The 23,877-nt window shown below is 41.7% G+C and carries 22 protein-coding genes, 1 rRNA gene and 1 riboswitch; of the genes, 21 read left to right on the top strand and 2 right to left on the bottom strand.

The window, feature by feature from the left end:
- Positions 1-60 precede the first annotated feature (60 nt).
- The 15 genes from rrf (at position 61) to purD (ending at position 14,584) form a co-directional block, all read left to right on the top strand.
- Positions 61-177: ribosomal RNA gene (rrf, locus tag QF028_RS26185) — 5S ribosomal RNA — on the top strand.
- Positions 178-476: 299 nt separating this feature from the next.
- Positions 477-1,328, top strand: coding sequence for a mechanosensitive ion channel family protein (locus QF028_RS26180; RefSeq protein ID WP_429470255.1), 852 nt, complete (start codon positions 477-479; stop codon positions 1,326-1,328).
- A 21-nt stretch (positions 1,329-1,349) separates the two neighbouring features.
- A complete protein-coding gene (locus QF028_RS26175; RefSeq protein ID WP_410884895.1) occupies positions 1,350-1,553 on the top strand; it encodes an NETI motif-containing protein in 204 nt (67 codons plus the stop codon).
- 88 nt (positions 1,554-1,641) lie between these two features.
- A riboswitch (purine riboswitch) is annotated at positions 1,642-1,743 on the top strand.
- A 113-nt stretch (positions 1,744-1,856) separates the two neighbouring features.
- Positions 1,857-2,345 carry a 5-(carboxyamino)imidazole ribonucleotide mutase gene (purE, locus tag QF028_RS26170; RefSeq protein WP_088085138.1) on the top strand — a complete coding sequence of 163 codons (489 nt, stop codon included), beginning with the start codon at positions 1,857-1,859 and terminating at the stop codon, positions 2,343-2,345.
- Complete coding sequence (purK, locus tag QF028_RS26165; RefSeq protein ID WP_429472555.1) at positions 2,338-3,486, top strand: 5-(carboxyamino)imidazole ribonucleotide synthase; 1,149 nt, start codon at positions 2,338-2,340, stop codon at positions 3,484-3,486. Before purE ends, purK begins: the two co-directional genes overlap by 8 nt.
- A 3-nt stretch (positions 3,487-3,489) precedes the next feature.
- Entirely contained in the window at positions 3,490-4,788 is a 1,299-nt protein-coding gene (gene purB, locus QF028_RS26160) for an adenylosuccinate lyase (RefSeq protein ID WP_088085139.1), read from the top strand.
- 103 nt (positions 4,789-4,891) lie between these two features.
- On the top strand, positions 4,892-5,605 hold the full coding sequence (gene purC, locus QF028_RS26155) for a phosphoribosylaminoimidazolesuccinocarboxamide synthase (RefSeq protein WP_098934681.1): 714 nt from the start codon (positions 4,892-4,894) through the stop codon (positions 5,603-5,605).
- A complete protein-coding gene (gene purS / locus QF028_RS26150; protein WP_026564723.1) occupies positions 5,598-5,852 on the top strand; it encodes a phosphoribosylformylglycinamidine synthase subunit PurS in 255 nt (84 codons plus the stop codon). The genes purC and purS overlap by 8 nt, the downstream gene beginning before the upstream one ends.
- Positions 5,849-6,532 (top strand): phosphoribosylformylglycinamidine synthase subunit PurQ, encoded by a 684-nt coding sequence (purQ, locus tag QF028_RS26145; protein ID WP_429470251.1) that lies wholly within the window; start codon positions 5,849-5,851, stop codon positions 6,530-6,532. The genes purS and purQ overlap by 4 nt, the downstream gene beginning before the upstream one ends.
- Complete coding sequence (purL, locus tag QF028_RS26140; RefSeq protein WP_429470249.1) at positions 6,516-8,741, top strand: phosphoribosylformylglycinamidine synthase subunit PurL; 2,226 nt, start codon at positions 6,516-6,518, stop codon at positions 8,739-8,741. The genes purQ and purL overlap by 17 nt, the downstream gene beginning before the upstream one ends.
- Entirely contained in the window at positions 8,717-10,129 is a 1,413-nt protein-coding gene (gene purF, locus QF028_RS26135; protein WP_429470247.1) for an amidophosphoribosyltransferase, read from the top strand. Before purL ends, purF begins: the two co-directional genes overlap by 25 nt.
- Before the next feature lie 15 nt (positions 10,130-10,144).
- A complete protein-coding gene (gene purM, locus QF028_RS26130; RefSeq protein ID WP_098934677.1) occupies positions 10,145-11,179 on the top strand; it encodes a phosphoribosylformylglycinamidine cyclo-ligase in 1,035 nt (344 codons plus the stop codon).
- Positions 11,176-11,778 carry a phosphoribosylglycinamide formyltransferase gene (gene purN / locus QF028_RS26125; protein ID WP_429470245.1) on the top strand — a complete coding sequence of 201 codons (603 nt, stop codon included), beginning with the start codon at positions 11,176-11,178 and terminating at the stop codon, positions 11,776-11,778. The genes purM and purN overlap by 4 nt, the downstream gene beginning before the upstream one ends.
- Positions 11,753-13,291 (top strand): bifunctional phosphoribosylaminoimidazolecarboxamide formyltransferase/IMP cyclohydrolase, encoded by a 1,539-nt coding sequence (purH, locus tag QF028_RS26120; RefSeq protein WP_214998039.1) that lies wholly within the window; start codon positions 11,753-11,755, stop codon positions 13,289-13,291. Before purN ends, purH begins: the two co-directional genes overlap by 26 nt.
- 18 nt (positions 13,292-13,309) lie before the next feature.
- Positions 13,310-14,584 carry a phosphoribosylamine--glycine ligase gene (purD, locus tag QF028_RS26115; RefSeq protein ID WP_429470243.1) on the top strand — a complete coding sequence of 425 codons (1,275 nt, stop codon included), beginning with the start codon at positions 13,310-13,312 and terminating at the stop codon, positions 14,582-14,584.
- On the opposite strand, the gene QF028_RS26110 is transcribed toward purD, so the two are convergent.
- Entirely contained in the window at positions 14,581-14,694 is a 114-nt protein-coding gene (locus tag QF028_RS26110; RefSeq protein WP_348982634.1) for an EYxxD motif small membrane protein, read from the bottom strand. The genes purD and QF028_RS26110 overlap by 4 nt on opposite strands.
- Positions 14,695-14,932: 238 nt before the next feature.
- On the bottom strand, positions 14,933-15,235 hold the full coding sequence (locus QF028_RS26105) for a YgaP family membrane protein (protein ID WP_098934674.1): 303 nt from the start codon (positions 15,233-15,235) through the stop codon (positions 14,933-14,935).
- Between the two features lie 170 nt (positions 15,236-15,405).
- Here QF028_RS26105 and QF028_RS26100 point away from each other — a divergent pair, with 170 nt between their 5' ends.
- From QF028_RS26100 to ligA, 6 genes are all read left to right on the top strand, one after another.
- The gene (locus QF028_RS26100) at positions 15,406-17,151 is read left to right on the top strand and encodes an adenine deaminase C-terminal domain-containing protein (protein ID WP_429470240.1); all 1,746 of its coding nucleotides are present in this window, start codon (positions 15,406-15,408) and stop codon (positions 17,149-17,151) included.
- A 75-nt stretch (positions 17,152-17,226) separates the two neighbouring features.
- Positions 17,227-18,276 (top strand): DUF3048 domain-containing protein, encoded by a 1,050-nt coding sequence (locus tag QF028_RS26095; protein WP_429472553.1) that lies wholly within the window; start codon positions 17,227-17,229, stop codon positions 18,274-18,276.
- A gap of 26 nt (positions 18,277-18,302) precedes the next feature.
- Complete coding sequence (locus QF028_RS26090; RefSeq protein ID WP_214998043.1) at positions 18,303-18,617, top strand: YerC/YecD family TrpR-related protein; 315 nt, start codon at positions 18,303-18,305, stop codon at positions 18,615-18,617.
- A gap of 150 nt (positions 18,618-18,767) precedes the next feature.
- Positions 18,768-19,463 (top strand): heptaprenylglyceryl phosphate synthase, encoded by a 696-nt coding sequence (locus QF028_RS26085; protein WP_410884878.1) that lies wholly within the window; start codon positions 18,768-18,770, stop codon positions 19,461-19,463.
- Positions 19,464-19,520: 57 nt separating this feature from the next.
- Complete coding sequence (gene pcrA, locus QF028_RS26080; RefSeq protein WP_429470238.1) at positions 19,521-21,788, top strand: DNA helicase PcrA; 2,268 nt, start codon at positions 19,521-19,523, stop codon at positions 21,786-21,788.
- Positions 21,789-21,864: 76 nt separating this feature from the next.
- A complete protein-coding gene (gene ligA / locus QF028_RS26075) occupies positions 21,865-23,874 on the top strand; it encodes an NAD-dependent DNA ligase LigA (protein WP_429470236.1) in 2,010 nt (669 codons plus the stop codon).
- The last annotated feature ends 3 nt before the right edge of the window (positions 23,875-23,877 follow it).

The raw sequence follows: 23,877 nt of genomic DNA, 5'->3' as shown, positions 1-23,877 counted from the left end.
TTTTTACAAACTTCTTCTGCATTATCTAGTTTTGAGGGAATGATTCCTCTAAAAAAATAGTCTGGCAGTAATGGCGAGAAGGTCACACCCGTTCCCATACCGAACACGGAAGTTAAGCTTCTCAGCGCCGATGGTAGTTGGGACACGCGTCCCTGTGAGAGTAGGACGTTGCCAGGCAAATCAAGGGACAACCAGTAATGGTTGTCTTTTTTGTTATGTGGAGAAAATAATTTGTTTTTAGGTGATTAGGAATTTATGGTGCTGTAAATCAGGCAGTAAGGATAGGTGTCCGCTCTTAAGGCTCACAGCGCCCGCACACGAAGAAAAAAGGACTAAACGGTCACTCTGAGGGTTTCAAAGGACAAAATCTCACAAGTGAGCAGGTAAAAAGTCTTTCGTAAAATTATTTTTCCATCAATTGTTATTATCATCAAACATTGCAAACACTAAGTATGATTGGAAGACAAGTGGGTGATATGATGGAATTCCTGCATCACTATAAACTGATAAGTATTCTAATAGCTGCTGTTATTGCAAGGGTCATTGTTTTTATCATAAATAAAACAGTTCATAATTTCTTTCTAAAAACCCATTTCATTGAGGAACGAAAAGAGCAAACGATTGAAAGCATGATCCGCTCTTTAACAAAATACACAGTTACGATTAGTTTTATCTTTTTTGCGATATCCCAATATGTAAGTAATTTTGGAAGAATTCTTGCTGGAGCAGGGGTTGTCGGGGTAATCGTTGGGTTTGGGGCGCAAAGCTTAATCAAAGATATTCTCTCAGGTATTTTCTTGATTTATGAAAAGCAGCTGCATAAAGGCGATTTTATCACAATCAATAATACCTTTAATGGAACGGTTGTGGATATAGGATTAAGGTTCTTAAAGATTAGAGAATGGAGTGGAAAGGTTTTAACGATAAGCAATGGAGAAGTAAAACAGATTCACAACTTTAATATCGATCAAATGAGGGTGATTGAAAGAGTAGTGGTAAGCTATCGGGAAAATCCTGAAAGGGTGTTTGAAATTCTTGAGATTGCGTGTGAAAAAATAAATGAAGTACACAAACCATGTTTAAAGTTAGACCATTCCAATTGTGCGATAGAGCCGTTCAAAGTATATGGAATGACTACGATAAATTCGGGTTATCGAGGGATAGAATACACAGTAACGGGTCTTGTGGATGATGCCTATTACTGGGATGCGGCAAAAGGAGCAAGAAGGATTATTGCTCAAACCCTGTTTGATTACGAAATAAAGTTGGCAGAAGACACTATGTTATTAAGAGAGGTAGAAAATGCCTTACTTAGAGAGAGACATTAAAGGTGGAAAGAGAGGTAATTAGTGTCAATGGGTAAAAAGAAAATGCAATTTGAGGTACATGAAAACGAAAGTATTGAGGAATGCTTGAATAGAATGAAAAAGTTGGGATATACGCCTGTACGCCGAACGGAGAAGCCAATTTTTCATGAAATAAAAAAAGGCAGCGAAACTATTTATGAACCTGTAGCACGCCAAATCATCTTTGAAGGCATATTAACAGAGTAAAACACGAACATTATAGTTCGATTTGAAAATAACGTTCGATTTATGTGTTGACACCTTCCTGAGTTGATTGTACTATATAGGAGTGAATTAAACAATTTATCTTTACCCTCGTATATCCATGGGGATATGGCCCATAAGTTTCTACCCAATAACCGTAAATTATTGGACTATGAGGGAAAGTCAATATGTTCGGTAGATTAAGGGCTGGCCCCTTTCTATTGTTATGCCCGAACAAATGGCTTTCTCTTTCTTGAGAAGCTATTTGTTCGGGCTTTTTATTTAGGTAAAAAAGGAGGATTAGCGATGTCCATTCTTGTTGGAGTTATCATGGGGAGTAAATCGGATTGGGAATCAATGAAATATACTTGTGAGGTTCTCGACCAGTTAGAAATTGCTTATGAAAAAAAAGTGGTATCAGCCCATCGGACACCTGATTTGATGTTTACATATGCAAAGGAAGCCAGAGATAGAGGTTTAAAGGTGATTATTGCCGGAGCCGGAGGTGCGGCCCACCTTCCCGGAATGGTAGCTTCACAAACCATCTTGCCGGTCATCGGTGTTCCCGTACAAACACAGGCATTAAAGGGATTGGATTCTTTGCTGTCTATCGTCCAAATGCCGGGTGGTGTACCTGTAGCAACAGTAGCGATTGGCAAAGCGGGTGCAGTGAATGCCGGTTTACTAGCTGCACAAATTTTAGCAACGGGAGACGCTGAATTAGCTGGAAAATTAGAAGCAAGAAGAGAAGCAACTAAACAAGAGGTACTGGAAAGTAGTGATCAACTTGTCTAACAAAACGATTTTACCAGGAGCAACGATAGGAATTATCGGCGGCGGCCAACTTGGTCGTATGATGGCTCTAGCGGCAAAGGCTCAAGGCTTTCGAATTGCGGTATTAGAACCGACGGCAGATTCTCCGTGCGGACAAGTCGCAGATATTGAAGTCATTGGGGCTTATGATGATCGCAAAGCCATCGGTAAATTAGCAGAAGTTAGTGATGTCATCACATATGAATTTGAAAACATTGATGCAGATACATTAGACTGGTTATGTGATCAAGCTTATGTGCCGCAAGGCCCGCGGCTGTTAACGGTCACGCAGGACAGGATTAAGGAGAAAGCAGCCATCCAACAAGCTGGGGTAGATGTTGCACCATATGAAGTAGTTAACAGCATAGAGGATTTATTTTTAAAAATTAACACCATCGGTTACCCGGCTGTCCTGAAAACAGCAAGAGGCGGTTATGACGGGAAGGGACAACTGGTGATTAGGGAACCTCAGGATTTATCGAAAGGGGAACCCCTTCTAAAACATGGTGCCTGTGTAGTAGAAAAATGGATTCCCTTTGAAAAAGAGATATCTGTGATTGTGACACGAAAGCTTGATGGTGAAACGACATTTTTTCCAGTCGCTGAAAACATTCATGAAGAAAATATTTTAGATACGACGATTGTTCCTGCACGAATTTCACAAGTTTTACAAAGAGAAGCTATTCAACTGGCAAAGAAGCTGGCCGATTCGTTACAATTAGTCGGGACGCTTGCTGTCGAAATGTTTTTGACTAGTGATGGAACCATTTATATTAATGAATTGGCGCCACGACCGCATAATTCTGGCCATTTCACAATTGAAGCTTGTGAAACGTCACAGTTCGAGCAGCATATCCGTGCGATCTGTAATTGGCCGCTAGGGAGAACGGGGCTATTAAAACCGGCTGTTATGGTTAACCTATTAGGAGAGCATCTTGAAAACCTATTTGAGGAAATTCCGACTTTGAATGACTGGAAGATTCATTTATATGGAAAAAAAGAACCAAAAATCAAACGGAAAATGGGCCATGTGACGATTTTGCGAGAGAATGTCGAAGCGGCTCTTGCGGAAATTAATGAAAGCAGCATCTGGAAAAAAACAAAAGAAAAGATCGGGGGATAAAACATGATTGATCGTTATACTAGACCGGAAATGGGAGCTATTTGGACAGAGGAAAACCGCTTTAATGCTTGGCTTGAGGTGGAAATCCTTGCATGTGAAGCATGGGCCGAACTTGGGGATATTCCAAAGGAAGATGTTAAGAAACTTCGTGAAAATGCCTCTTTTAATATTGACCGCATTAAGGAGATCGAAGAGGAAACACGGCACGATGTGGTTGCCTTTACCCGAGCTGTCTCTGAAACATTAGGGGAAGAGCGGAAATGGGTCCATTACGGCCTAACTTCAACAGATGTGGTTGATACGGCCCTTTCTTATTTATTAAAGCAGGCCAATGCGATTTTACAAAAAGACTTAGAAAACTTTGTTGAGATATTAAAAAATAAAGCCAAGGAACATAAATTAACGGTAATGATGGGACGGACGCACGGAGTTCATGCGGAGCCGACCACATTTGGTTTAAAGCTTGCCCTTTGGTATGAAGAAATGAAACGGAACTTGGAGCGCTTTAGACAAGCGGCCGAGGGTATCGAGTTCGGAAAGATTTCAGGTGCGGTGGGGACATACGCGAATATTAATCCGTTTGTAGAACAGTATGTTTGTGAAAAATTAGGGTTGCAACGGGCGCCGATTTCGACGCAAACCTTGCAGCGCGACCGCCATGCCCACTACATGTCGACACTTGCTTTGATTGCAACTTCTATTGAGAAATTCGCTGTTGAGGTTCGCGGACTGCAAAAGAGTGAAACTCGTGAGGTAGAAGAGTTTTTTGCAAAGGGACAAAAGGGATCTTCAGCAATGCCGCATAAACGAAATCCAATTGGTTCGGAAAATATGACCGGTTTGGCCCGCGTGATTCGTGGCTATATGATGACGGCTTACGAAAATGTACCGCTTTGGCATGAACGTGATATCTCTCACTCATCTGCGGAACGGATCATTTTGCCAGATGCCACGATTGCTTTGAATTATATGTTGAACCGCTTTGGAAACATTGTGAAGAACCTAACCGTTTATCCGGAAAATATGAAGCGCAACATGGATCGTACCCTCGGGTTGATTTATTCCCAACGTGTGTTGCTTGCGCTGATTGATAAGGGGTTATCTCGCGAAGAAGCCTATGACACAGTACAGCCAAAGGCGATGGAAGCATGGGAGAAACAAGTTCCTTTCCGCAGCTTAATTGAAGCAGAGGATAAAATTACTTCGCTGCTATCCAGTGCTGAAATTGCCGATTGTTTTGATTATAGCTATCATCTGCAACATGTAGATACAATTTTTGACCGCTTAGGGTTGAATGAGTAAAAGGACATGTGACTAAAACATAAAAAAGGCGAGAGCAGGGGCACTCATGCCCCTCGCCTAGTATGAAGATTCCCAATATTGCAATATAGGAGGCGTTTCTACAATGAAAAAACCTTTATACGAAGGAAAAGCGAAACGAATTTATGCAACAGACGACGAACAGATTGTTTTGGTTGAGTATAAGGATTCAGCAACTGCTTATAACGGACAAAAGAAGGCTGACATCACAGGAAAAGGCCGTTTAAATAACGAGATTACTAGTTTGTTATTTTTAAAACTTAAAGAACAGGGAATTGAATCCCACTTTATCGAGCGTATATCTGAAATAGAACAATTGGTGAAAAAAGTAACCATCATTCCGCTTGAAGTAGTTGTCCGAAATATTGCGGCAGGAAGCCTTGCAAATAGATTGGGAATCGAAGAGGGCCGCGAGTTATCGACGCCGATTGTTGAGTTTTACCTGAAAAACGATGAACTTGGAGATCCGCTTGTAACATTAGATCACATCCTTGAACTGCAAGTTGCAACTGAAGAGGATGCAGCAATTTTACGAGAAAAAGCACTCCAAATTAATACAGTTTTATCAAGCTTCTTCAATGAACTTGGCATACGTCTCATCGATTTTAAACTAGAGTTTGGAAAAGACAAGGACGGTCAAATATTACTTGCCGATGAAATTTCCCCCGACACCTGCAGGCTATGGGATAAAGAAACCAATGAAAAGCTCGATAAGGATGTATTCCGCCGTGATTTAGGAAGTTTAACAGATGCTTACGAAAATATTTTAGCGAGATTGGGAGGACGTCAGCATGTATAAAGTAAAGGTATTTGTCACGTTAAGAGAAAGTGTATTAGACCCACAGGGGAAAGCAGTAACCAACTCGTTACATTCTCTAAACTATAAGGAAGTAGCCGATGTCCGAATCGGAAAATATATGGAGTTAACGATTGAAAAATCAGATCGGGATATTAATGAAGTGATCAATGAAATCTGTACCAATCTTTTAGCTAATCCGGTCATTGAAGATTACCGTTACGAAGTAGAGGAGTGTGTTACTCTGTGAAATTTGCAGTCATCGTCTTCCCAGGATCAAATTGTGACGTTGATATGTTCCATGCCATTCAAGATGAACTTGGAGAGCAAGTTGAATATGTTTGGCATGATTCTGAAAGCTTAGAAGAATTTGATGGAATTTTGCTTCCAGGCGGCTTTTCTTATGGTGACTATTTGCGCACTGGAGCTATTGCTAGATTTAGTAATGTTATGAAAGAAGTCATCAAAGCGGCAGAAGCAGGAAAGCCGGTTCTTGGAGTATGTAACGGATTTCAAATTCTGCTCGAAGCAGGGTTACTTCCAGGGGCTATGAGACGAAACGAAAGCCTCTCATTTATTTGTAAGCCTGTTGAGTTAAAAGTAGAAAACAATCAGACGATGTTTACGTCTGAATACAGCAAAGGGGAATCAATTGTTGTCCCTGTTGCGCACGGTGAAGGAAATTTCTATTGTGACGAGGAAACACTTGCGAAGCTGAAAGAAAATAATCAAATTGTTTTTACCTATAATCAGAATCCGAACGGTAGTCTTGCTGATATCGCTGGAATTACTAATGAAAAAGGAAACGTTCTTGGGATGATGCCACACCCGGAAAGAGCAGTAGATGAACTATTAGGCGGCGCCGATGGACTGAAAATGTTCCAATCGATTGTAAAAGCTTGGAGGGAAGCACATGTTGTCAACGCTTGAACCAAATCCTAACCAGATCAAAGCAGAAAAAATATATCAGCAAATGGGTTTGTCCGACGAAGAATTTGCAATGGTTGAAAACATTCTTGGACGTACACCGAATTATACCGAAACAGGTTTATTTTCCGTCATGTGGTCGGAACATTGCAGCTACAAAAATTCGAAGCCGATTCTTAGAAAGTTCCCGATTACAGGGGAACGAGTTTTACAAGGACCTGGTGAAGGTGCGGGTATCGTCGATATCGGGGATGAACAGGCTGTTGTTTTTAAAATAGAAAGTCATAATCACCCATCAGCTATTGAACCATATCAAGGAGCAGCAACCGGCGTAGGCGGTATTATCCGTGATGTTTTCTCGATGGGAGCAAGACCAATCGCTATGTTAAACTCGCTTCGCTTTGGTGAACTGGACTCCGCCCGGGTACGCTATTTATTTAAAGAGGTCGTTGCAGGGATTGCCGGCTATGGCAACTGTATTGGAATTCCAACAGTTGGCGGCGAAATCCAATTCGATCCTTGCTATGAAGGAAATCCGTTAGTCAATGCCATGTGTGTTGGACTAATTGACCATAAGGACATTAAAAAAGGGCAAGCACATGGTGAAGGCAATACTGTTATGTATGTTGGGGCTAAAACTGGCCGAGACGGAATTCATGGTGCAACCTTTGCTTCCGAGGAATTAACGGAACAATCCAATGAGGATCGTCCTGCAGTTCAAGTAGGCGACCCATTTATGGAAAAATTACTGCTTGAAGCTTGCTTAGAATTAATTCATTTTGATGCACTTGTTGGCATTCAGGACATGGGTGCAGCGGGACTTGTCAGCTCATCTGCGGAAATGGCCAGTAAAGCAGGCATGGGAATTGAAATGAATTTAGACTTGGTTCCACAGCGGGAAACAGGGATGTCTGCTTACGAAATGATGTTATCTGAATCCCAAGAACGGATGCTCATCGTTGTGAAAAAAGGTAGAGAACAAGAAATCGTCGAGCTTTTTGAAAAATACGGACTTGAGGCAGTTGGTATCGGGACAGTAACTAGCGATAAACAGCTTCGTCTCATTCATAACGGGGAAATCGTTGCGGACGTTCCGGCTGATGCGTTAGCGGAAGATGCACCGGTTTACCAAAAACCGTCAAAAGAACCAAGCTATTTTAAAGAGTTCCAAGCGATGGAGAACGAAATTCCACAGGTAGATGATGTGAAAGAAACGCTTTTACAAATTTTACGTCAGCCAACTGTTGCAAGTAAGGAATGGGTGTATGAGCAGTACGATTACATGGTGCGTACCAATACAGTCGTTTCCCCAGGATCAGATGCTGCCGTTGTTAGAATTCGTGGAACAAGGAAAGCATTAGCGATGACAACGGATTGTAATTCCCGCTATGTCTATTTAGATCCAGAAATGGGTGGGAAGATCGCCGTGGCAGAAGCAGCCCGCAATATTGTTTGTTCTGGTGCGGAACCATTAGCGATTACAGACAACCTAAATTTCGGAAACCCGGAAAAACCAGAAGTGTTCTGGCAGATTGAAAAAGCTGCTGATGGCATGAGCGAAGCCTGCCGTGTTCTTGAGACACCGGTAATTGGTGGAAACGTCTCTTTATATAACGAAACAAGTGGAACAGCGATCTATCCAACACCAGTCGTCGGGATGGTTGGTTTAGTAACCGATATTGATCATATTACGACACAGCACTTTAAAAATAGCGGCAACCTTATTTATTTAGTCGGGGAGACAAAGGATGAATTCGGCGGCAGTGAACTGCAAAAGCTTCTGAACGGAAAGGTGTTCGGTAAAGCCCCTGAATTAAATATAACGATTGAAAAAGAAAGACAGAATCAGGTCCTAGCTGCGATTCGTGCAGGATTGGTTCAATCAGCTCATGACCTATCAGAAGGCGGTTTAGCCGTTGGGTTAGCTGAATGTCTTTTTGCGAATGAAAAGCTTGGAGCGGAAGTAGAAATAGCGGGGAACCTAGTTTCTGCCTTATTCAGTGAAACACAATCTCGTTTCCTTTTGTCGGTAAAAGAAGAAGATAAGCTTGAATTTGAAAGCTTAGTAGACGCAGTACAAATCGGTTTAGTGAATGATACAGCTAAATTGCAAATCACAATGGGTGAGTCAACTGTACTTGAAGCTTCAATTGGAGAATTAAAAGATGCCTGGAAAGGGGCGATCCCATGTTACCTGAAATCAAGGGATTAAATGAAGAGTGTGGAATTTTTGGGGTTTGGGGACATGTAGACGCAGCACAACTTACCTATTACGGACTTCACAGCCTGCAGCATCGCGGCCAGGAAGGAACAGGCATTGTTGTATCTGATGGAAGTAAGTTAAAAGGCGTAAAGGGTGAAGGGCTCGTGTCCGAAATCTTTACGGCAAGTGCCATGAAGGAATTGGCAGGTACTGCAGCGATTGGACACGTTCGGTATGCAACAGCAGGCGGCGGCGGGTACGAAAATGTTCAGCCGCTCTTGTTTCATTCACAAATGGGAAGTCTTGCCCTTGCACATAATGGCAACCTAGTTAATGTGAACTCATTAAAACATCAGCTTGAGGCTCAAGGGAGCATTTTTCAAACAAGCTCTGATACCGAGGTATTAGCTCACTTAATGAAGAGAAGCGGCTATACTGATTCAAGGGACCGTGCCAAAAACGCACTCTCGATGTTAAAAGGGGCGTATGCCTACCTTATCATGACAGAAAACGAATTAATGGTGGCTCTTGATCCGCACGGCTTAAGACCTCTTTCGCTTGGATGCCTTGGTGATGCCTATATTGTTGCATCAGAAACCTGTGCTTTTGATGTAGTAGGTGCGGAATATATTCGCGATATTCGCCCCGGGGAACTATTAATTATCAATGATGAGGGGATAACTTCTGAACAATTCGCTGTAAGTACAACGAAAGCTATTTGTACGATGGAATATATTTATTTTTCAAGACCGGACAGTAATATTCAAGGAATCAACGTTCATACCGCCCGTAAAAACCTCGGGAAAAGAATGGCAATAGAAGCCCCGTTTGAGGCGGATGTCGTCACAGGTGTACCGGATTCTAGTATTTCAGCTGCGATTGGGTATGCGGAAGCAACGGGAATTCCCTATGAAATGGGATTAGTCAAAAACCGCTATGTCGGAAGGACGTTCATCCAGCCTTCTCAATCGTTACGAGAGCAAGGGGTAAAAATGAAGCTTTCCCCTGTACGTGGCGTAGTAGAAGGAAAGAGAGTCGTGATGGTGGACGATTCGATTGTTCGAGGAACAACAAGCAGGCGGATTGTCACGATGCTAAAAGACGCAGGAGCAACAGAGGTTCACGTGGTCATTACCTCTCCTCCGATTAAAAATCCGTGCTTCTATGGAATTGATACCTCGACAAAAGAAGAATTGATTGCTTCTGATAAATCGATCGAAGAAATGAGAGAACTGATTGGTGCGGACACGCTAACGTTTATTAGCGTGGAGGGAATGATCGAAGCGATTGGTAGAAAAGATGGGGACGGCATAAGCGGTTATTGCCTTGGCTGTTTTACCGGAAATTACCCAACCGAAATTTACCCTGACACACTCCAATATTATTACCAAAAGTAGAAAGGGGCGAACAGCGTGGCAAATGCGTATAAGCAAGCAGGAGTTAATATTGAAGCAGGCTATGAAGCAGTAGAGAGAATGAAAAAGCATGTTCAAAAAACAGCCCGGGCTGGCGTCCTTGGCGGTTTGGGTGGATTTGGCGGCATGTTTGATTTATCAGCACTCCAATTAAAAGAACCAGTTTTGGTGTCAGGCACCGATGGGGTGGGCACGAAATTGATGATTGCCTTTTGGATGGATAAGCATGATACGATTGGAATCGATGCAGTCGCGATGTGTGTTAATGATATTGTTGTACAGGGTGCAGAGCCCTTGTTCTTTTTAGATTACATTGCGTGTGGTAAAGCAGAGCCTGAAAAAATTGAGGCAATTGTCAAAGGAATTGCCGACGGTTGTGAGCAGGCTGGCTGTGCGCTAGTTGGCGGTGAAACAGCTGAAATGCCAGGATTGTATAGTGAAACGGAGTATGATTTAGCCGGATTTACGGTTGGTGCCTGTGAAAAATCGCAGCTCATCACGGGCGAAACGATTCAAGCGGGTGATGTGCTGATTGGCTTAGCATCGAGCGGTATTCACAGCAATGGTTATTCACTTGTAAGAAAAGTATTTAATGACTGGTCGTTACTTGATTTTGTTGATGAACTCGGGTGTACATTAGGTGAAGAGTTGCTCAAGCCTACAAAAATTTATGTGAAACCGATTTTGTCCGCGTTGAAAAAGTTCCAATTAAAAGGGATGGCTCATATAACAGGCGGCGGATTTATTGAAAATATTCCGCGCATGCTGCCAGCGGGTCTAGGTGCAGAGTTGTATGAAAAAAGCTGGGATATCCCACCTGTTTTTAAACTACTATCTTCTCATGGACAAATTGATTACCAAGAGATGTATAATATTTTTAACATGGGGATCGGCATGGTGATTGCTGTGGATCCGGAAAATGCAGCTGACCTGTTAGAACATTTTAACCAATCTGGAGAGACCGCTTATGAAATTGGTGTGGTAACTGGGAATGAAGGAATTAACATCAAGGCTCAAGGTGGCCGCCTATGAAAAAGATAGCTGTGTTTGCATCGGGGAGCGGAAGTAATTTCCAAGCCATTATTGATGTAGTTCAAGCAGGCCATCTTGATGCAAATATTTCTCTTTTAGTTTGCGACAAACCGGGTGCCTTTGCGATTGAAAGAGCAAGAGCAGCAAAGATCCCGAGTTTTGTTTTTACCGCAAAGGACTATACTAGTAAGGAACATTATGAGGAAGAAATTTTAGCTCAATTAAAGACCTCAGGTGTAGAATTCATTGTCCTTGCCGGATACATGCGCTTGATTGGTTCGAAATTGTTAGCTGAGTATAAAGGAAGGATCATCAATATCCATCCTTCACTGCTTCCAGCTTTCCCTGGAAAAGATGCGATTGGGCAGGCACTGGCTGCTCAAGTGAAGTGGAGCGGTGTCACCATCCATTTCGTTGATGAGGGAATGGATACGGGCCCAATCATTATTCAGGAGCGGGTTCGACTCGACGAAAATGAGACAAGAGAAAGCCTGCAGCAGAAAATCCAGAAAAGCGAACATAAGCTTTATCCATCCGTACTGCAAATGCTATTGACACAAGGAGATGTAATCAATGACACAAAAGCGCGCGCTAATTAGTGTTTCTGACAAAAATGGAATAACTGAATTTGCAAGGGATTTAGTCAGCCTAGGATATGAACTTATTTCCACAGGAGGCACGAAAAAGGCTCTTCAAGAGCAGGGTATACCTGTTCTTAGCGTTAGTGATGTAACTAATTTTCCGGAAATTTTAGAAGGTCGTGTGAAAACATTAAATCCATTGATCCATGGCGGCTTGCTTGCAAAGCAGGATGATGTAAAGCATCAACAACAGCTAGACGAGCATGGAATACAAGCAATTCAACTGGTTTGCGTCAATCTTTATCCTTTCCAGCAAACAATCGAAAAGCCAGATGTTACAGTTGCCGATGCGATTGAAAATATTGATATCGGCGGTCCAACGATGCTTCGTGCTTCTGCCAAAAACCATCAATATGTCACTGTTGTGGTCGACCCAACTGACTACGAGACTGTAATTGCTGAATTAAAAGCAGATGGTGAAACGAAGTTTGAAACAAGAAGAAAGCTTGCAGCAAAGGTGTTCCGCCACACGGCAGCCTATGATGCCTTAATTGCGGAGTATATGACCCAGTTGGCTGAAGAAAAAAACCCAGAGACATTAACCGTAACATATGAATTAAAACAGTCTCTTCGTTATGGGGAAAATCCACACCAACAAGCAGCTTTTTATAAAAAGCCACTTGGTTCGACATTCTCGATTGCGAATGCCGTCCAGCTTCATGGAAAAGAGCTATCTTATAACAATATCAACGATGCGGATGCAGCCTTGCAGATTGTTAAAGAGTTTGCAGAACCAGCGGCTGTAGCAGTAAAGCATATGAACCCATGCGGTGTCGGAACAGGTGAAACAGGGTATGATGCGTTCACAAAAGCATTTGCGGCCGATCCTGTGTCCATTTTTGGCGGAATCATTGCTTTTAACCGTGAAGTAGATGCCCAAACAGCAAGCAAACTTCATGAAATTTTCTTAGAGATTATCATTGCGCCTTCCTTCTCAGAGGAAGCATTAGCGATTTTAACTGGGAAAAAGAATCTTCGCCTGTTAACCATTCCGTTTAATGATGTTAAAAAACCAGAGTTAAAAATGACAACGATTGAAGGCGGATTGTTAGTTCAGGAGCAAGACCGTTATACATTAGAAGATGCGAACGTCACGGTTGCCACGAAAAGACAACCGACAGATGCAGAATGGGAAGCATTAAAGCTGGGCTGGAAAGTTGTCAAGCATGTGAAATCAAATGCGATTGTGGTTACTAATGAGGATATGACCATTGGTATTGGTGCTGGACAGATGAACCGAGTAGGTGCAGCTGAAATTGCGTTGAAGCAAGCTGGTACAAAGGCTGAGGGAGCGGCTCTTGCATCAGACGCCTTTTTCCCAATGGACGATACCGTTGAAGCAGCGGCGAAAGCTGGAATTACGGCAATTATTCAGCCAGGTGGATCCATCCGTGATGAGGATTCGATTAAAAAGGCTGATGAATATGGAATTGCAATGGTGTTTACAGGAGTTAGACATTTTAAACATTAAACCGATGGAGGGCATTCGATGAACGTACTGATTATCGGCCGTGGTGGTAGAGAACATGCAATTTGCCGAAAAGTAAGTGAAAGCGCAGGATTAGAAAAAGTATTTGTTGCTCCTGGTAATCCCGGAATGGCAGATGTAGCGGAACTTGTCTCGATTGCAGAGTCGGAACATGAACAGCTCCTTCAGTTCGCCAAGGACAATGGAGTGGGCTTAACGATTATTGGACCTGAGGTACCCTTGCTAGAGGGACTTGCTGACAAATTTGAAGCTGCTGGTTTGGCCGTATTCGGTCCGCGCCAAGCAGCAGCCGAGATCGAAGGAAGCAAGTCATTCGCAAAGGAATTAATGAAGAAATATCAAATTCCTACGGCTGATTATGCTGTTTTCACTAAATATGAGGATGCCCGTAACTACATTGAGGAAAAAGGTGCGCCGATTGTCATTAAAGCGGACGGATTAGCAGCAGGAAAAGGTGTCACCGTAGCGCTCACGAAAGAAGAGGCCCTTGCTAGCGTGGAAGAAATGCTTGTTGATGCAAAATTCGGTGCAGCGTCATCCCGTGTAGTCATTGAAGAGTTTTTAGCGGGTGAGGAATTTTCGTTAATGGCATTGGTGAATGGTGAGGTCGTCGTACCATTAGAAATCGCTCAAGATCATAAACGCGCCTATGATGGTGACCTTGGTCCAAATACAGGCGGAATGGGTGCTTATTCACCTGTTCCTCAAATCGGTGCGGAGACCGTTCAAACGGCTGTTGATACTGTCCTTATTCCGGCGGCAAAAGCAATGGTACAGGAAGGCAGAAGTTTTTGCGGCGTGTTATATGCGGGTTTGATAAAAACACCTGATGGTCCAAAGGTGATTGAATTTAATGCCCGTTTTGGTGATCCAGAGACACAAGTAGTGCTGCCTAGATTGAAATCGGATTTAGTTCAAGTCGTGTTGGAGCTTTTAAATGGAGGATGTCCTACTCTTGAATGGGATGAACAGGCTATGATCGGTGCTGTAGTGGCTGCGAAAGGGTACCCTGAGGCATATGAAAAGGGTGCAGTGTTAACAGGGTTAGCAGAGTTAAATGATCAAGAGGTTTTCACTTTTCATGCAGGAACAGTGAAAAATGATGCAGGTGAGTTTGTTACTGCTGGAGGCAGGGTGCTTCTTGTAGGAGCCAAAGCCGAAAGTATAGTAGAAGCGCAAGAAAAAGTGTATCGTGAACTGAAAAAGTTAACATGTGATGGTGTATTTTATCGAAAAGATATCGGCGCAAAAGCGATCCAACCCGTTACGCGCTAACGGGCTCGCCTCTTTCCAGTTCGACGGATAAACACATAAAGAAGTGCGACAATGCTGCCGATAATGGCAATTAGAACAAACGACATATCCGTTAGATACTCCCAAAACATGAACAATCAACTCCAATCAAGGGCTGACCTCTTTAGGGTCAGCTCTTTTTTAGCAAAATAAAGGTGAAATTTGATTCTTTTTATAAAAATTTGGGCTATTTCTACGAAAAATTGAATTTTATCCACCAAAATATAAATTATTTATACGAAATATTAAATTTATCCACCAAAACTTGAATTATTTTTACGAAAAATTGAAAATATTTACAAATACTAACAGGAGTCTCCAAATTCAGATTTAAGTTGGATTATATGGTACCAATTGATCTCCATCCCCATTAAGTCCTTCCATTCCATCCATTGAATCCATCGCCCGATCGTGATCCTCGATCATGCACTGACATTTTTCAAATAAAGCAGTAAGCGGACAATAGCGGACAATTCCCTCTGCTACCTTCATTGCACCACACAATGCGACAAACAAATAAGAATCTCTCCAAGGATGTTTGACCAGTTTAGAGGTAGTCCAGGAAAGAATCGTTAAGCCAATCGTAATCCGAATTAATGCATTTAAGATACTAATATTTGGTTTAACATTCATTTTGTTCACTCCTTCACAAATTGTTTACAAATATTATCAATTCTTTAATGCGTTAAACAGTAAAATATGATAATATTGTATCTAAAGAATTTTTTGTAAGGGCTTTCTTTACTGTTAAATCAACTTATTATTGTATAGATAGTTTTTTTAAAAAAGGGGAGGGAAGACGTATGCTAGAGCAACGCTACCGCTGGAAAAATAAACACTTACGCATGCATGTATCCGTTTTGGATGGAAAAACGTCTCCAACCATTTTATTGAAAAACGCCTTGTATTTAAATCAGACGTTTCAAAAGTGGTTAAGAGCAAATATTTGGATTTGTGAAGATCGGATTGTTTATGTGGGTGAGAACTTGCCAACACATCTTGATAACTGTGAAACCATTGATTGCACCAATGAGATTCTTGTTCCGGGATACATTGAACCACATGCCCATCCGTTTCAATTATATAATCCCCAAACACTGGCTGCGTATGCATCCCAGTTCGGGACAACGACATTAATTAATGACAATATGGCCCTTGTTTTACATTTGGAAAAAGGGGAAGCGTTTACATTATTAAAGGATCTTCGTTCTATTCCAACAACGATGTTTTGGTGGAGCCGTTTTGATTCACAAACAGAAATTCTGCATGAAGAAGAAATTTTTTCACATAGTAATGTTAAATCATGGCTTGAGCACGATGCAGTTCTTCAGGGCGGGGAATTGACAGGATGGCCCAAACTGCTTGATGGCGATGATATGATGCTCCATTGGATTCAAGAAGCAAAACGGATGCGCAAGCAAATTGAAGGCCACTTTCCAGGAGCTTCGGAAAAAACATTGGCAAAAATGATGCTGCTTGGTGCGGACTCTGACCATGAAGCGATGACAGGTGAAGAAGTATATAACCGATTAATGCAAGGTTATATGGTATCTTTAAGGTATTCATCGATTCGACCTGATCTTCCGAACATATTGGATGATATGAAGCGACTAGGCATAGAGGCATATGATAGATTAATATTTAATACTGACGGCTCATCCTCAACCTTTTACGAGCAAGGAGTCACTGATGCAATGATTCGCATTGCCATTGAAAAAGGTGTTCCCGCTATTGATGCCTATAATATGGCAACAGTAAACATTGCCCGCTATTATAATATTGATCATCTCCATGGTAATATTGCCACTGGCCGGGTAGCCAATATAAACTTCTTATCCAGTATTGAAAATCCAACACCTGTTTCCGTTTTAGCGAAAGGAAAATGGGTCAAACGGGATGGACAGCGAGTGGCCGATGCCTACCCGCCAATTACTTGGAACGAATATGGACTAAAGCCGATGGAGTTGGATTGGGATTTGTCAGTAGATGATATGCAGTTTTCCATGCCGTTTGGGATCAAGATGGAAAATGCCGTCATCACCAAGCCATATTCCATTTCGATTGATGCTTCAGGAGATGAACTGCCATCACATCATGATGAATGCTTTTTTACATTGATTGACCGCAATGGGAAATGGCGAATTAATACGTTATTAAAGGGATTTGCGACTACATTATCAGCGTTGGCCAGTTCGTATTCAAATACCGGAGATATTATTTTAATAGGAAAAAATAAACAAGATATGCTCCACGCTTTTACTAGAATGAAAGAATTAGGCGGCGGCATTGTGATGGTTGAGGACAATCAGGTCGTGTGCGAGATACCATTAACTTTAGGTGGAATCATGTCAAACCTTCCAATCGAAGAATTAATCAGTCATGAAAAAAGACTGCTTACCGAGTTAAAAGAACGAGGCTATTCATTTTCAGATCCTATATACAGTCTTGCCTTCTTTTCTGCAACACATTTGCCTTACATTCGGATTACCCCACAGGGAATGTACGATGTAATGAATAAAACAGTACTCTTTCCGTCAATAATGCGTTAAACTGTAAGTGAGTAAAGTTTTAAAGCGTGAAAGTGTTTTTCTTTATTGAAAGTAAATAGGGGTGTGTTCATGAAAATGAAAAAATGGGTTGTTTTCGTGATGGCTTTCCTGTTACTACTTTCTGGGTGTAGTGATAAGGAAAAGGTTACGGAAACAGTAAAGAAGGAAAAACCTGTAACTCAAACAGAGAATAAACCAGAAGAGAAACAAGTTGACCCGTATTCTTATCCATTAACAGGGATTGGCTCTGAAACCAGCACAGATGGAAGAGCGGTAGCTGTAATGATTAATAATCACCCAAAAGCAAGACCCCAATCGGGCCTGAACAAGGCAGATATCGTCTATGAAATTCTAGCAGAGGGTGATATCACTCGCTTCCTGGCAGTATTTCAAAGTGAAAAGCCGGCAAATATTGGTCCGGTAAGGAGTGCAAGGGACTATTATATATACTTGGCAAAAGGACTTAATGCTCTTTATATTGCCCATGGCTATAGCCCGGAAGCAAAGAAACTCCTAAATGGTAACTATATTGATAATTTAAATGGGATGGTCTATGATGGTACACTATTTAAACGCTCTAAAACCCGAAAAGCACCCCATAACTCCTATATTACGTATGAAAACATTTTAAAAGGTGCTAAGCAGAAGAAATACTCAATGGAAAAAAGTCCAGCACCATTTAAATTTTTCACAAAAGAAGAAAGTAAAAATATTACGGGTAAGGATGCTAAATCTGTAAAGATTACTTATTCTAAGAGTGGAATTTCCAATTCAGTCTTTAAATTTGACGATACGATCGGTAAATATATTCGTTTTTCAGGCAACGAGCAAACCATTGATTTAGATACAAAAGAGCCTGTTTTGTTGGATAATATTTTTATTATCGAAGCTGAGCATCAGTTTATCGATTCCTATGGGCGCCGAGATATCGATTTTAAGTCTGGCGGAAAAGCCTATTTGCTTCAAAAGGGTAAGGTCAACCAAGTGGAGTGGATGAATAAGAACGGTGAAATTGTTCCAGTCAAAAATGGTGAAGAGGTTCCACTCGTCCAAGGAAAAACATGGGTCAATGTTGTACCAACCAAACCTGGTCTTCAGAATATTGCCACGTTTGATGTAAACTAAATAGACATTTTAAAGGGGTAAACAATATGCAAATTAATAAATTACGGGGTAAGGAGCTTGATCAATTGTTTCAAGCCGTTCTTTCCTTAAATGATCTTGAAGAGTGCTATCGCTTTTTTGACGATTTATGCACAATTAATGAAATTCAATCATTAGCACAGCGTCTTGATGTAGCAAGAATGCTACGCGAAGGGAATACGTATCACAAAATTGAAACGGAAACCGGAGCGAGCACAGCCACCATTTCACGGGTGAAACGCTGCTTGAACTATGGAAACGATACGTATGAAATGGTCCTTGAACGAGTTAAGGGCGAAAAGACTGCAACTGAACAAGAATAAACAAACCGGAGAAATTGCTCTTCGGTTTTTCTTTTTCACCTTTAAAATTGGTTATGATTTCTATATTTAGATTTAGTGTTTTCTTTTTTTATCGAATCGGCTAGTGCTATAATGGTGAAATGGAATTAATGATATGGGAGGATCTTTTTGATGTATGATTTTCGCGAGTGGCGGCATGTGTTTAAACTCGACCCAAATAAAGAAATAGCGGAAGACCGTTTAGAAAAAATCTGTGAATCAGGAACCGATGCCATTATCGTAGGTGGGTCAGATGGGATTACATTAGAAAAAGTCCTCGATTTGATGGCAAGAATTCGTAGGTTTTCGGTCCCATGTGTCCTTGAAGTATCAACGATTGAGACGGTTACACCAGGATTCGACCTTTATTTTATTCCAACCATTTTAAATAGCAGCGATACCAAATGGATTACGGGACTTCACCACCAAGCGGTTAAGGAATTTGGTGAAATCATGGATTGGGAAGAAATTATCATGGAAGGCTATTGCATTTTAAACGAGGACTGCAAAGCTGCGAAACTGACAAATGCGAAAACAAACATAACCAATGAAGAGGTAATTGCTTACGCGGTAATGGCTGAAAAAATGTTTCAGCTGCCGATTTTTTATGTAGAATATAGCGGTAAATATGGTGATGTTGAACTGGTTGCGAACGTAAAAAAGTCGCTTGAAAATACAATCCTTTTTTATGGCGGAGGAATAACAACCATTGAACATGCCGCAGAAATGGCCAAGCATGCAGATGTCATTGTGGTCGGAAACGCCATTTATGAAAATTTTGACCTTGCCTTGGAAACAGTAAAGATTGACCGATCATTGCTAAAGTAGAAAAATAGAGTTAAGATAAAAATAAGAACAAATGTTTGTAATGGTGGTGGATATTAAATGCAATATTTAACTGATAAGCTATTAAACGGACTGAATCCAGAGCAGCAAAGTGCCGTTAAGGCAACCGATGGACCGCTGTTACTAATGGCTGGTGCCGGAAGTGGTAAGACAAGAGTTCTGACACATCGAATTGGCTATTTGATTGTAGAAAAAAGAGTAAATCCTTATAATATTTTAGCGATTACGTTTACAAATAAAGCCGCACGAGAGATGAGAGACCGGATCGGAAAAATGATGGGCGGGGCTGCCGAAGAAATTTGGATTTCCACCTTTCACTCGATGTGTGTAAGGATTTTACGCAGAGATATTGACCGAATCGGCTTTAATCGTAATTTTACGATTCTTGATTCAACTGATCAGCTATCCGTGGTCAAAGGAATTCTTAAGGAAAAAAATATTGATCCGAAGAAATTTGATCCACGTGCTATATTAGGAGCCATCAGCTCAGCGAAAAATGAGTTAATCGAACCTGACGAATATAAGAAAACAGGTGGAGGCTATTTTGAAGACGTCGTAGGTAATGTCTACGAAGAATACCAGAAGCGATTACGAAAGAATCAAGCACTGGACTTTGATGATCTCATTATGCTGACGATTCAATTATTTAGACGGGTTCCTGATGTCCTCGAATATTATCAGCGCAAATTTCAATATATTCATGTCGATGAGTATCAGGATACGAACAAAGCACAGTATCTGTTAGTAAAGTTACTTGCAAGTCGTTTCAAGAATTTATGCGTGGTAGGGGATTCTGACCAATCCATTTATCGATGGCGCGGAGCGGATATCGCAAATATCCTTTCGTTTGAAAAAGACTATCCGAACGCAACCGTTATTTTACTAGAGCAAAACTACCGTTCAACAAAAAGGATTCTTCTAGCTGCCAATAAGGTCATCCAAAACAATCTAAACCGTAAAGCGAAGAACCTATGGACCGAAAACCCTGAAGGCAACAAACTTGTTTATTACCGTGCGGATAGTGAGCAGGGGGAAGCACAATTCGTTGCTGGAAAAATTAAAGAATTAACCCGTAATTATCAGAACAAATTAACCGACATTGCCATCCTTTATCGCACGAACGCTCAGTCCCGTGTAATGGAGGAAGTACTTCTAAAATCGAATATCGAATACTCAATCGTCGGCGGAACAAAGTTCTATGACAGGAAAGAAATTAAGGATATGTTAGCTTATTTACGCCTAATTTCCAATCCTGATGATGATATTAGCTTACGCCGTGTCATCAATGTTCCAAAGCGAGGGATTGGTTCAAGCTCCGTTGATAAAATTGCTGATTTTGCCGATATGCATGATTTATCCCTTTTCCAAGCACTTGAGTCCGTAGAATTATTAGGATTAAGTCCGAAAATCACCAAAGCGGCAAGAGAATTTCGCGATTTAATCGGTAATTATACCAATATGCAAGAGTTTCTGTCTGTTACAGAACTAGTTGAAGAAGTACTGGAAAAATCCGGGTACCGTGAAATGCTCAAAGCGGAAAAATCGCTGGAAGCCCAAAGCCGCCTCGAAAACCTTGAGGAATTATTATCTGTGACGAAAAGCTTTGAAGATTCAAGTGAAGATAGGAGTCTTGTTGCCTTTTTAACTGATTTGGCCCTGGTAGCTGATATTGATTCGCTTGATGACGATGGTGAAAAGGCAGATTCAATTACGCTCATGACCTTGCACTCAGCTAAAGGGCTGGAATTCCCGGTTGTCTTCTTGATTGGTATGGAAGAAGGTGTATTCCCTCATAGCCGATCTTTGATGGAAGAAGTAGAAATGGAAGAAGAGCGCCGTCTAGCCTATGTAGGAATTACTAGAGCGGAGCAAACACTGTTCCTGTCAAACGCCCAAATGAGAACATTGTTTGGGAGAACCAATATGAATCCACCTTCCCGCTTTATAAAAGAAATCCCTGAAGACCTGATCGAAGGAGTCGAACCAGCGGAGAAAAAAGTGAATTCACCATTTGGATCGACTGGAAAATCATTTGGCTCAGGACGCAGCACATCGTTCGGAACGCCGAAAACGTCATTTGGTACACCGGCTGCAGCCAGAAAACCAGTCATGCGCCCAGTTTCAGCTCCTTCTGGGGATGAGGCTGGCTGGAAGGTTGGCGATAAAGCCCAACATGGTAAATGGGGGATCGGAACCGTTGTAAGTGTAAAAGGCCAAGGGGAAGGAATGGAGTTAGATATTGCTTTTCCAAGTCCGGTTGGAATCAAACGCCTGTTAGCCAAATTTGCTCCGATTAATAAAGCGTAAATGATAGATTAACGAAAATTTTCATGAGTGGCTGGCCAGTTACCCATGAAAGTTTTCGGATGAAAGGACTGAATATATGGACCTTCAAAGTGCAGAAAAGAGAATCACTGAAATAAGCAGCCTGCTAAATCACTATGGCTATGAATACTATGTTTTAGACAAACCATCTGTAGCAGATGCTGAATATGACAAATTAATGCATGAACTGTTGGAACTTGAGGAGAAATTTCCGCAATTAAAAACAGCAGATTCGCCGTCACTGAGGGTTGGCGGCACCGTGCTCGATCTGTTTGAAAAGGTAGTGCATCGTACACCGATGCTTAGTCTTGGCAATGCTTTTAACGAGCAAGATTTAAGGGATTTTGACCGTCGCATCCGTCAAGCTGTCGGGGACGATATTTCTTATGTATGTGAGTTGAAAATTGACGGCCTGGCTGTATCGTTACGATATGAGGATGGTCTATTTGCACAAGGCGCTACCCGTGGAGATGGGACCATTGGTGAAGATATTACCGCTAATATAAAAACCATCAAATCCGTCCCGCTCCGTCTCCGCGAAAATGTTTCCTTGGAGGTTCGCGGCGAAGCTTATATGCCCAAACGCTCGTTTGAGGACTTGAATCAAACAAGGAAAGAACGCGGCGAGGAGCTATTTGCCAACCCTAGAAATGCAGCAGCAGGATCGCTAAGACAGCTTGATCCGAAAATTGCTGCTTCTAGAAGGCTGGATGTCTTTTTATATGGAATTGGAAATATCAGTGAAAGCAGTGAGATAGAGTCACATAGTGAAGGCCTTGATTACTTGGATCGACTCGGCTTTAAAACAAATCATGAGCGGAACAAGTGTGCATCGGTTGACGAAGTGATCGAATATGTCAATAGCTGGGTCGAAAAGCGCCCGCACCTTCCCTATGAGATTGATGGAATTGTCATTAAAGTAGATTCCTATGCCCACCAAGCAGCACTCGGAACGACAGCAAAAAGTCCGCGCTGGGCCATTGCTTACAAGTTCCCTGCAGAAGAAGTGGTCACAACTCTTTTAGATATTGAGTTAAGTGTTGGTAGAACAGGTGTGATTACCCCCACGGCCATTCTTGAGCCAGTCAAAGTAGCAGGAACAACTGTACAGCGTGCATCCTTGCATAATGAGGATTTAATCCGGGAAAAGGATATCAAGCTTGGTGACAAAGTCGTTATCAAAAAGGCAGGGGATATTATTCCAGAGGTGGTCAATGTTTTGGCTGACCAGCGGACAGGGGAAGAAGTGGAATTCCACATGCCGACTCATTGTCCCGAGTGTGAAAGTGAGCTCGTGCGTTTTGAAGGTGAAGTGGCTTTACGCTGTATTAACCCTAAATGTCCTGCACAGCTTCGGGAAGGCTTAATTCATTTTGTTTCAAGGGTCGCGATGAACATCGAGGGTCTTGGGGAAAAGGTGATCAGCCAGCTTTTTGCTGAAAAATTAATTGCCGATGTTGCCGATATTTATAAGCTTACTCGTGAACAGCTTCTAGCACTTGAAAGAATGGGTGAGAAATCAGCTACTAATCTTATTAAAGCCATTGAGATATCGAAAGATAATTCACTTGAAAAGCTTTTATTTGGACTAGGGATCCGTCATGTTGGTGCCAAAGCAGCAAAGACGTTAGCCCAACAATTTGGTACGATGGACAAACTCGCAGCGGCCACCAAGGAAGATTTAATCGCTGTTAATGAAATTGGTGATAAAATGGCGGATTCTATCGTCGCCTATTTTGAAAAAGAAGAGGCTGTGGAGTTAATCAACGAATTAGTTATTGCTGGTGTTAATATGGAATATAAGGGTTCCAGACCAGTTTCTGCAGAAAATTCCGATTCCATTTTTACAGGAAAGACCGTTGTTCTTACAGGGAAGTTGGAACATTTATCCAGGAATGAAGCAAAGGATAAAATCGAAGCGCTGGGCGGGAATGTGGCTGGAAGTGTCAGCAAAAAAACACACCTTGTCATTGCAGGTGTTGAGGCGGGTTCAAAACTAACCAAGGCACAAGAACTAGGAATTGAAGTGTGGGACGAGGAGAAACTCCTAGTTGAATTAAATAAATAAGAG

Source organism: Neobacillus sp. B4I6, assembly GCF_050434045.1.
Classification (GTDB): Bacteria; Bacillota; Bacilli; order Bacillales; family Cytobacillaceae; genus Neobacillus.
The sequence above is the reverse complement of the archived record's forward strand: the minus strand, read 5'-3'. Positions and strand labels throughout refer to the sequence as shown.

What these genes read in the sequence shown, in the direction of transcription:
- purB (WP_088085139.1), top strand. Translation starts at nt 3,490, where the DNA reads ATGATTGATCGTTATACTAGACCGGAAATGGGAGCTATTTGGACAGAG.
- purN (WP_429470245.1), top strand. Translation starts at nt 11,176, where the DNA reads ATGAAAAAGATAGCTGTGTTTGCATCGGGGAGCGGAAGTAATTTCCAA.
- QF028_RS26105 (WP_098934674.1), bottom strand. Translation starts at nt 15,235, where the DNA reads ATGAATGTTAAACCAAATATTAGTATCTTAAATGCATTAATTCGGATT.
- purF (WP_429470247.1), top strand. Translation starts at nt 8,717, where the DNA reads ATGTTACCTGAAATCAAGGGATTAAATGAAGAGTGTGGAATTTTTGGG.
- QF028_RS26085 (WP_410884878.1), top strand. Translation starts at nt 18,768, where the DNA reads ATGTATGATTTTCGCGAGTGGCGGCATGTGTTTAAACTCGACCCAAAT.
- QF028_RS26180 (WP_429470255.1), top strand. Translation starts at nt 477, where the DNA reads ATGATGGAATTCCTGCATCACTATAAACTGATAAGTATTCTAATAGCT.
- pcrA (WP_429470238.1), top strand. Translation starts at nt 19,521, where the DNA reads ATGCAATATTTAACTGATAAGCTATTAAACGGACTGAATCCAGAGCAG.
- QF028_RS26090 (WP_214998043.1), top strand. Translation starts at nt 18,303, where the DNA reads ATGCAAATTAATAAATTACGGGGTAAGGAGCTTGATCAATTGTTTCAA.
- QF028_RS26095 (WP_429472553.1), top strand. Translation starts at nt 17,227, where the DNA reads ATGAAAAAATGGGTTGTTTTCGTGATGGCTTTCCTGTTACTACTTTCT.
- purC (WP_098934681.1), top strand. Translation starts at nt 4,892, where the DNA reads ATGAAAAAACCTTTATACGAAGGAAAAGCGAAACGAATTTATGCAACA.
- ligA (WP_429470236.1), top strand. Translation starts at nt 21,865, where the DNA reads ATGGACCTTCAAAGTGCAGAAAAGAGAATCACTGAAATAAGCAGCCTG.
- QF028_RS26100 (WP_429470240.1), top strand. Translation starts at nt 15,406, where the DNA reads ATGCTAGAGCAACGCTACCGCTGGAAAAATAAACACTTACGCATGCAT.
- purS (WP_026564723.1), top strand. Translation starts at nt 5,598, where the DNA reads ATGTATAAAGTAAAGGTATTTGTCACGTTAAGAGAAAGTGTATTAGAC.
- QF028_RS26110 (WP_348982634.1), bottom strand. Translation starts at nt 14,694, where the DNA reads ATGTTTTGGGAGTATCTAACGGATATGTCGTTTGTTCTAATTGCCATT.
- purH (WP_214998039.1), top strand. Translation starts at nt 11,753, where the DNA reads ATGACACAAAAGCGCGCGCTAATTAGTGTTTCTGACAAAAATGGAATA.
- purL (WP_429470249.1), top strand. Translation starts at nt 6,516, where the DNA reads ATGTTGTCAACGCTTGAACCAAATCCTAACCAGATCAAAGCAGAAAAA.
- purE (WP_088085138.1), top strand. Translation starts at nt 1,857, where the DNA reads ATGTCCATTCTTGTTGGAGTTATCATGGGGAGTAAATCGGATTGGGAA.
- purD (WP_429470243.1), top strand. Translation starts at nt 13,310, where the DNA reads ATGAACGTACTGATTATCGGCCGTGGTGGTAGAGAACATGCAATTTGC.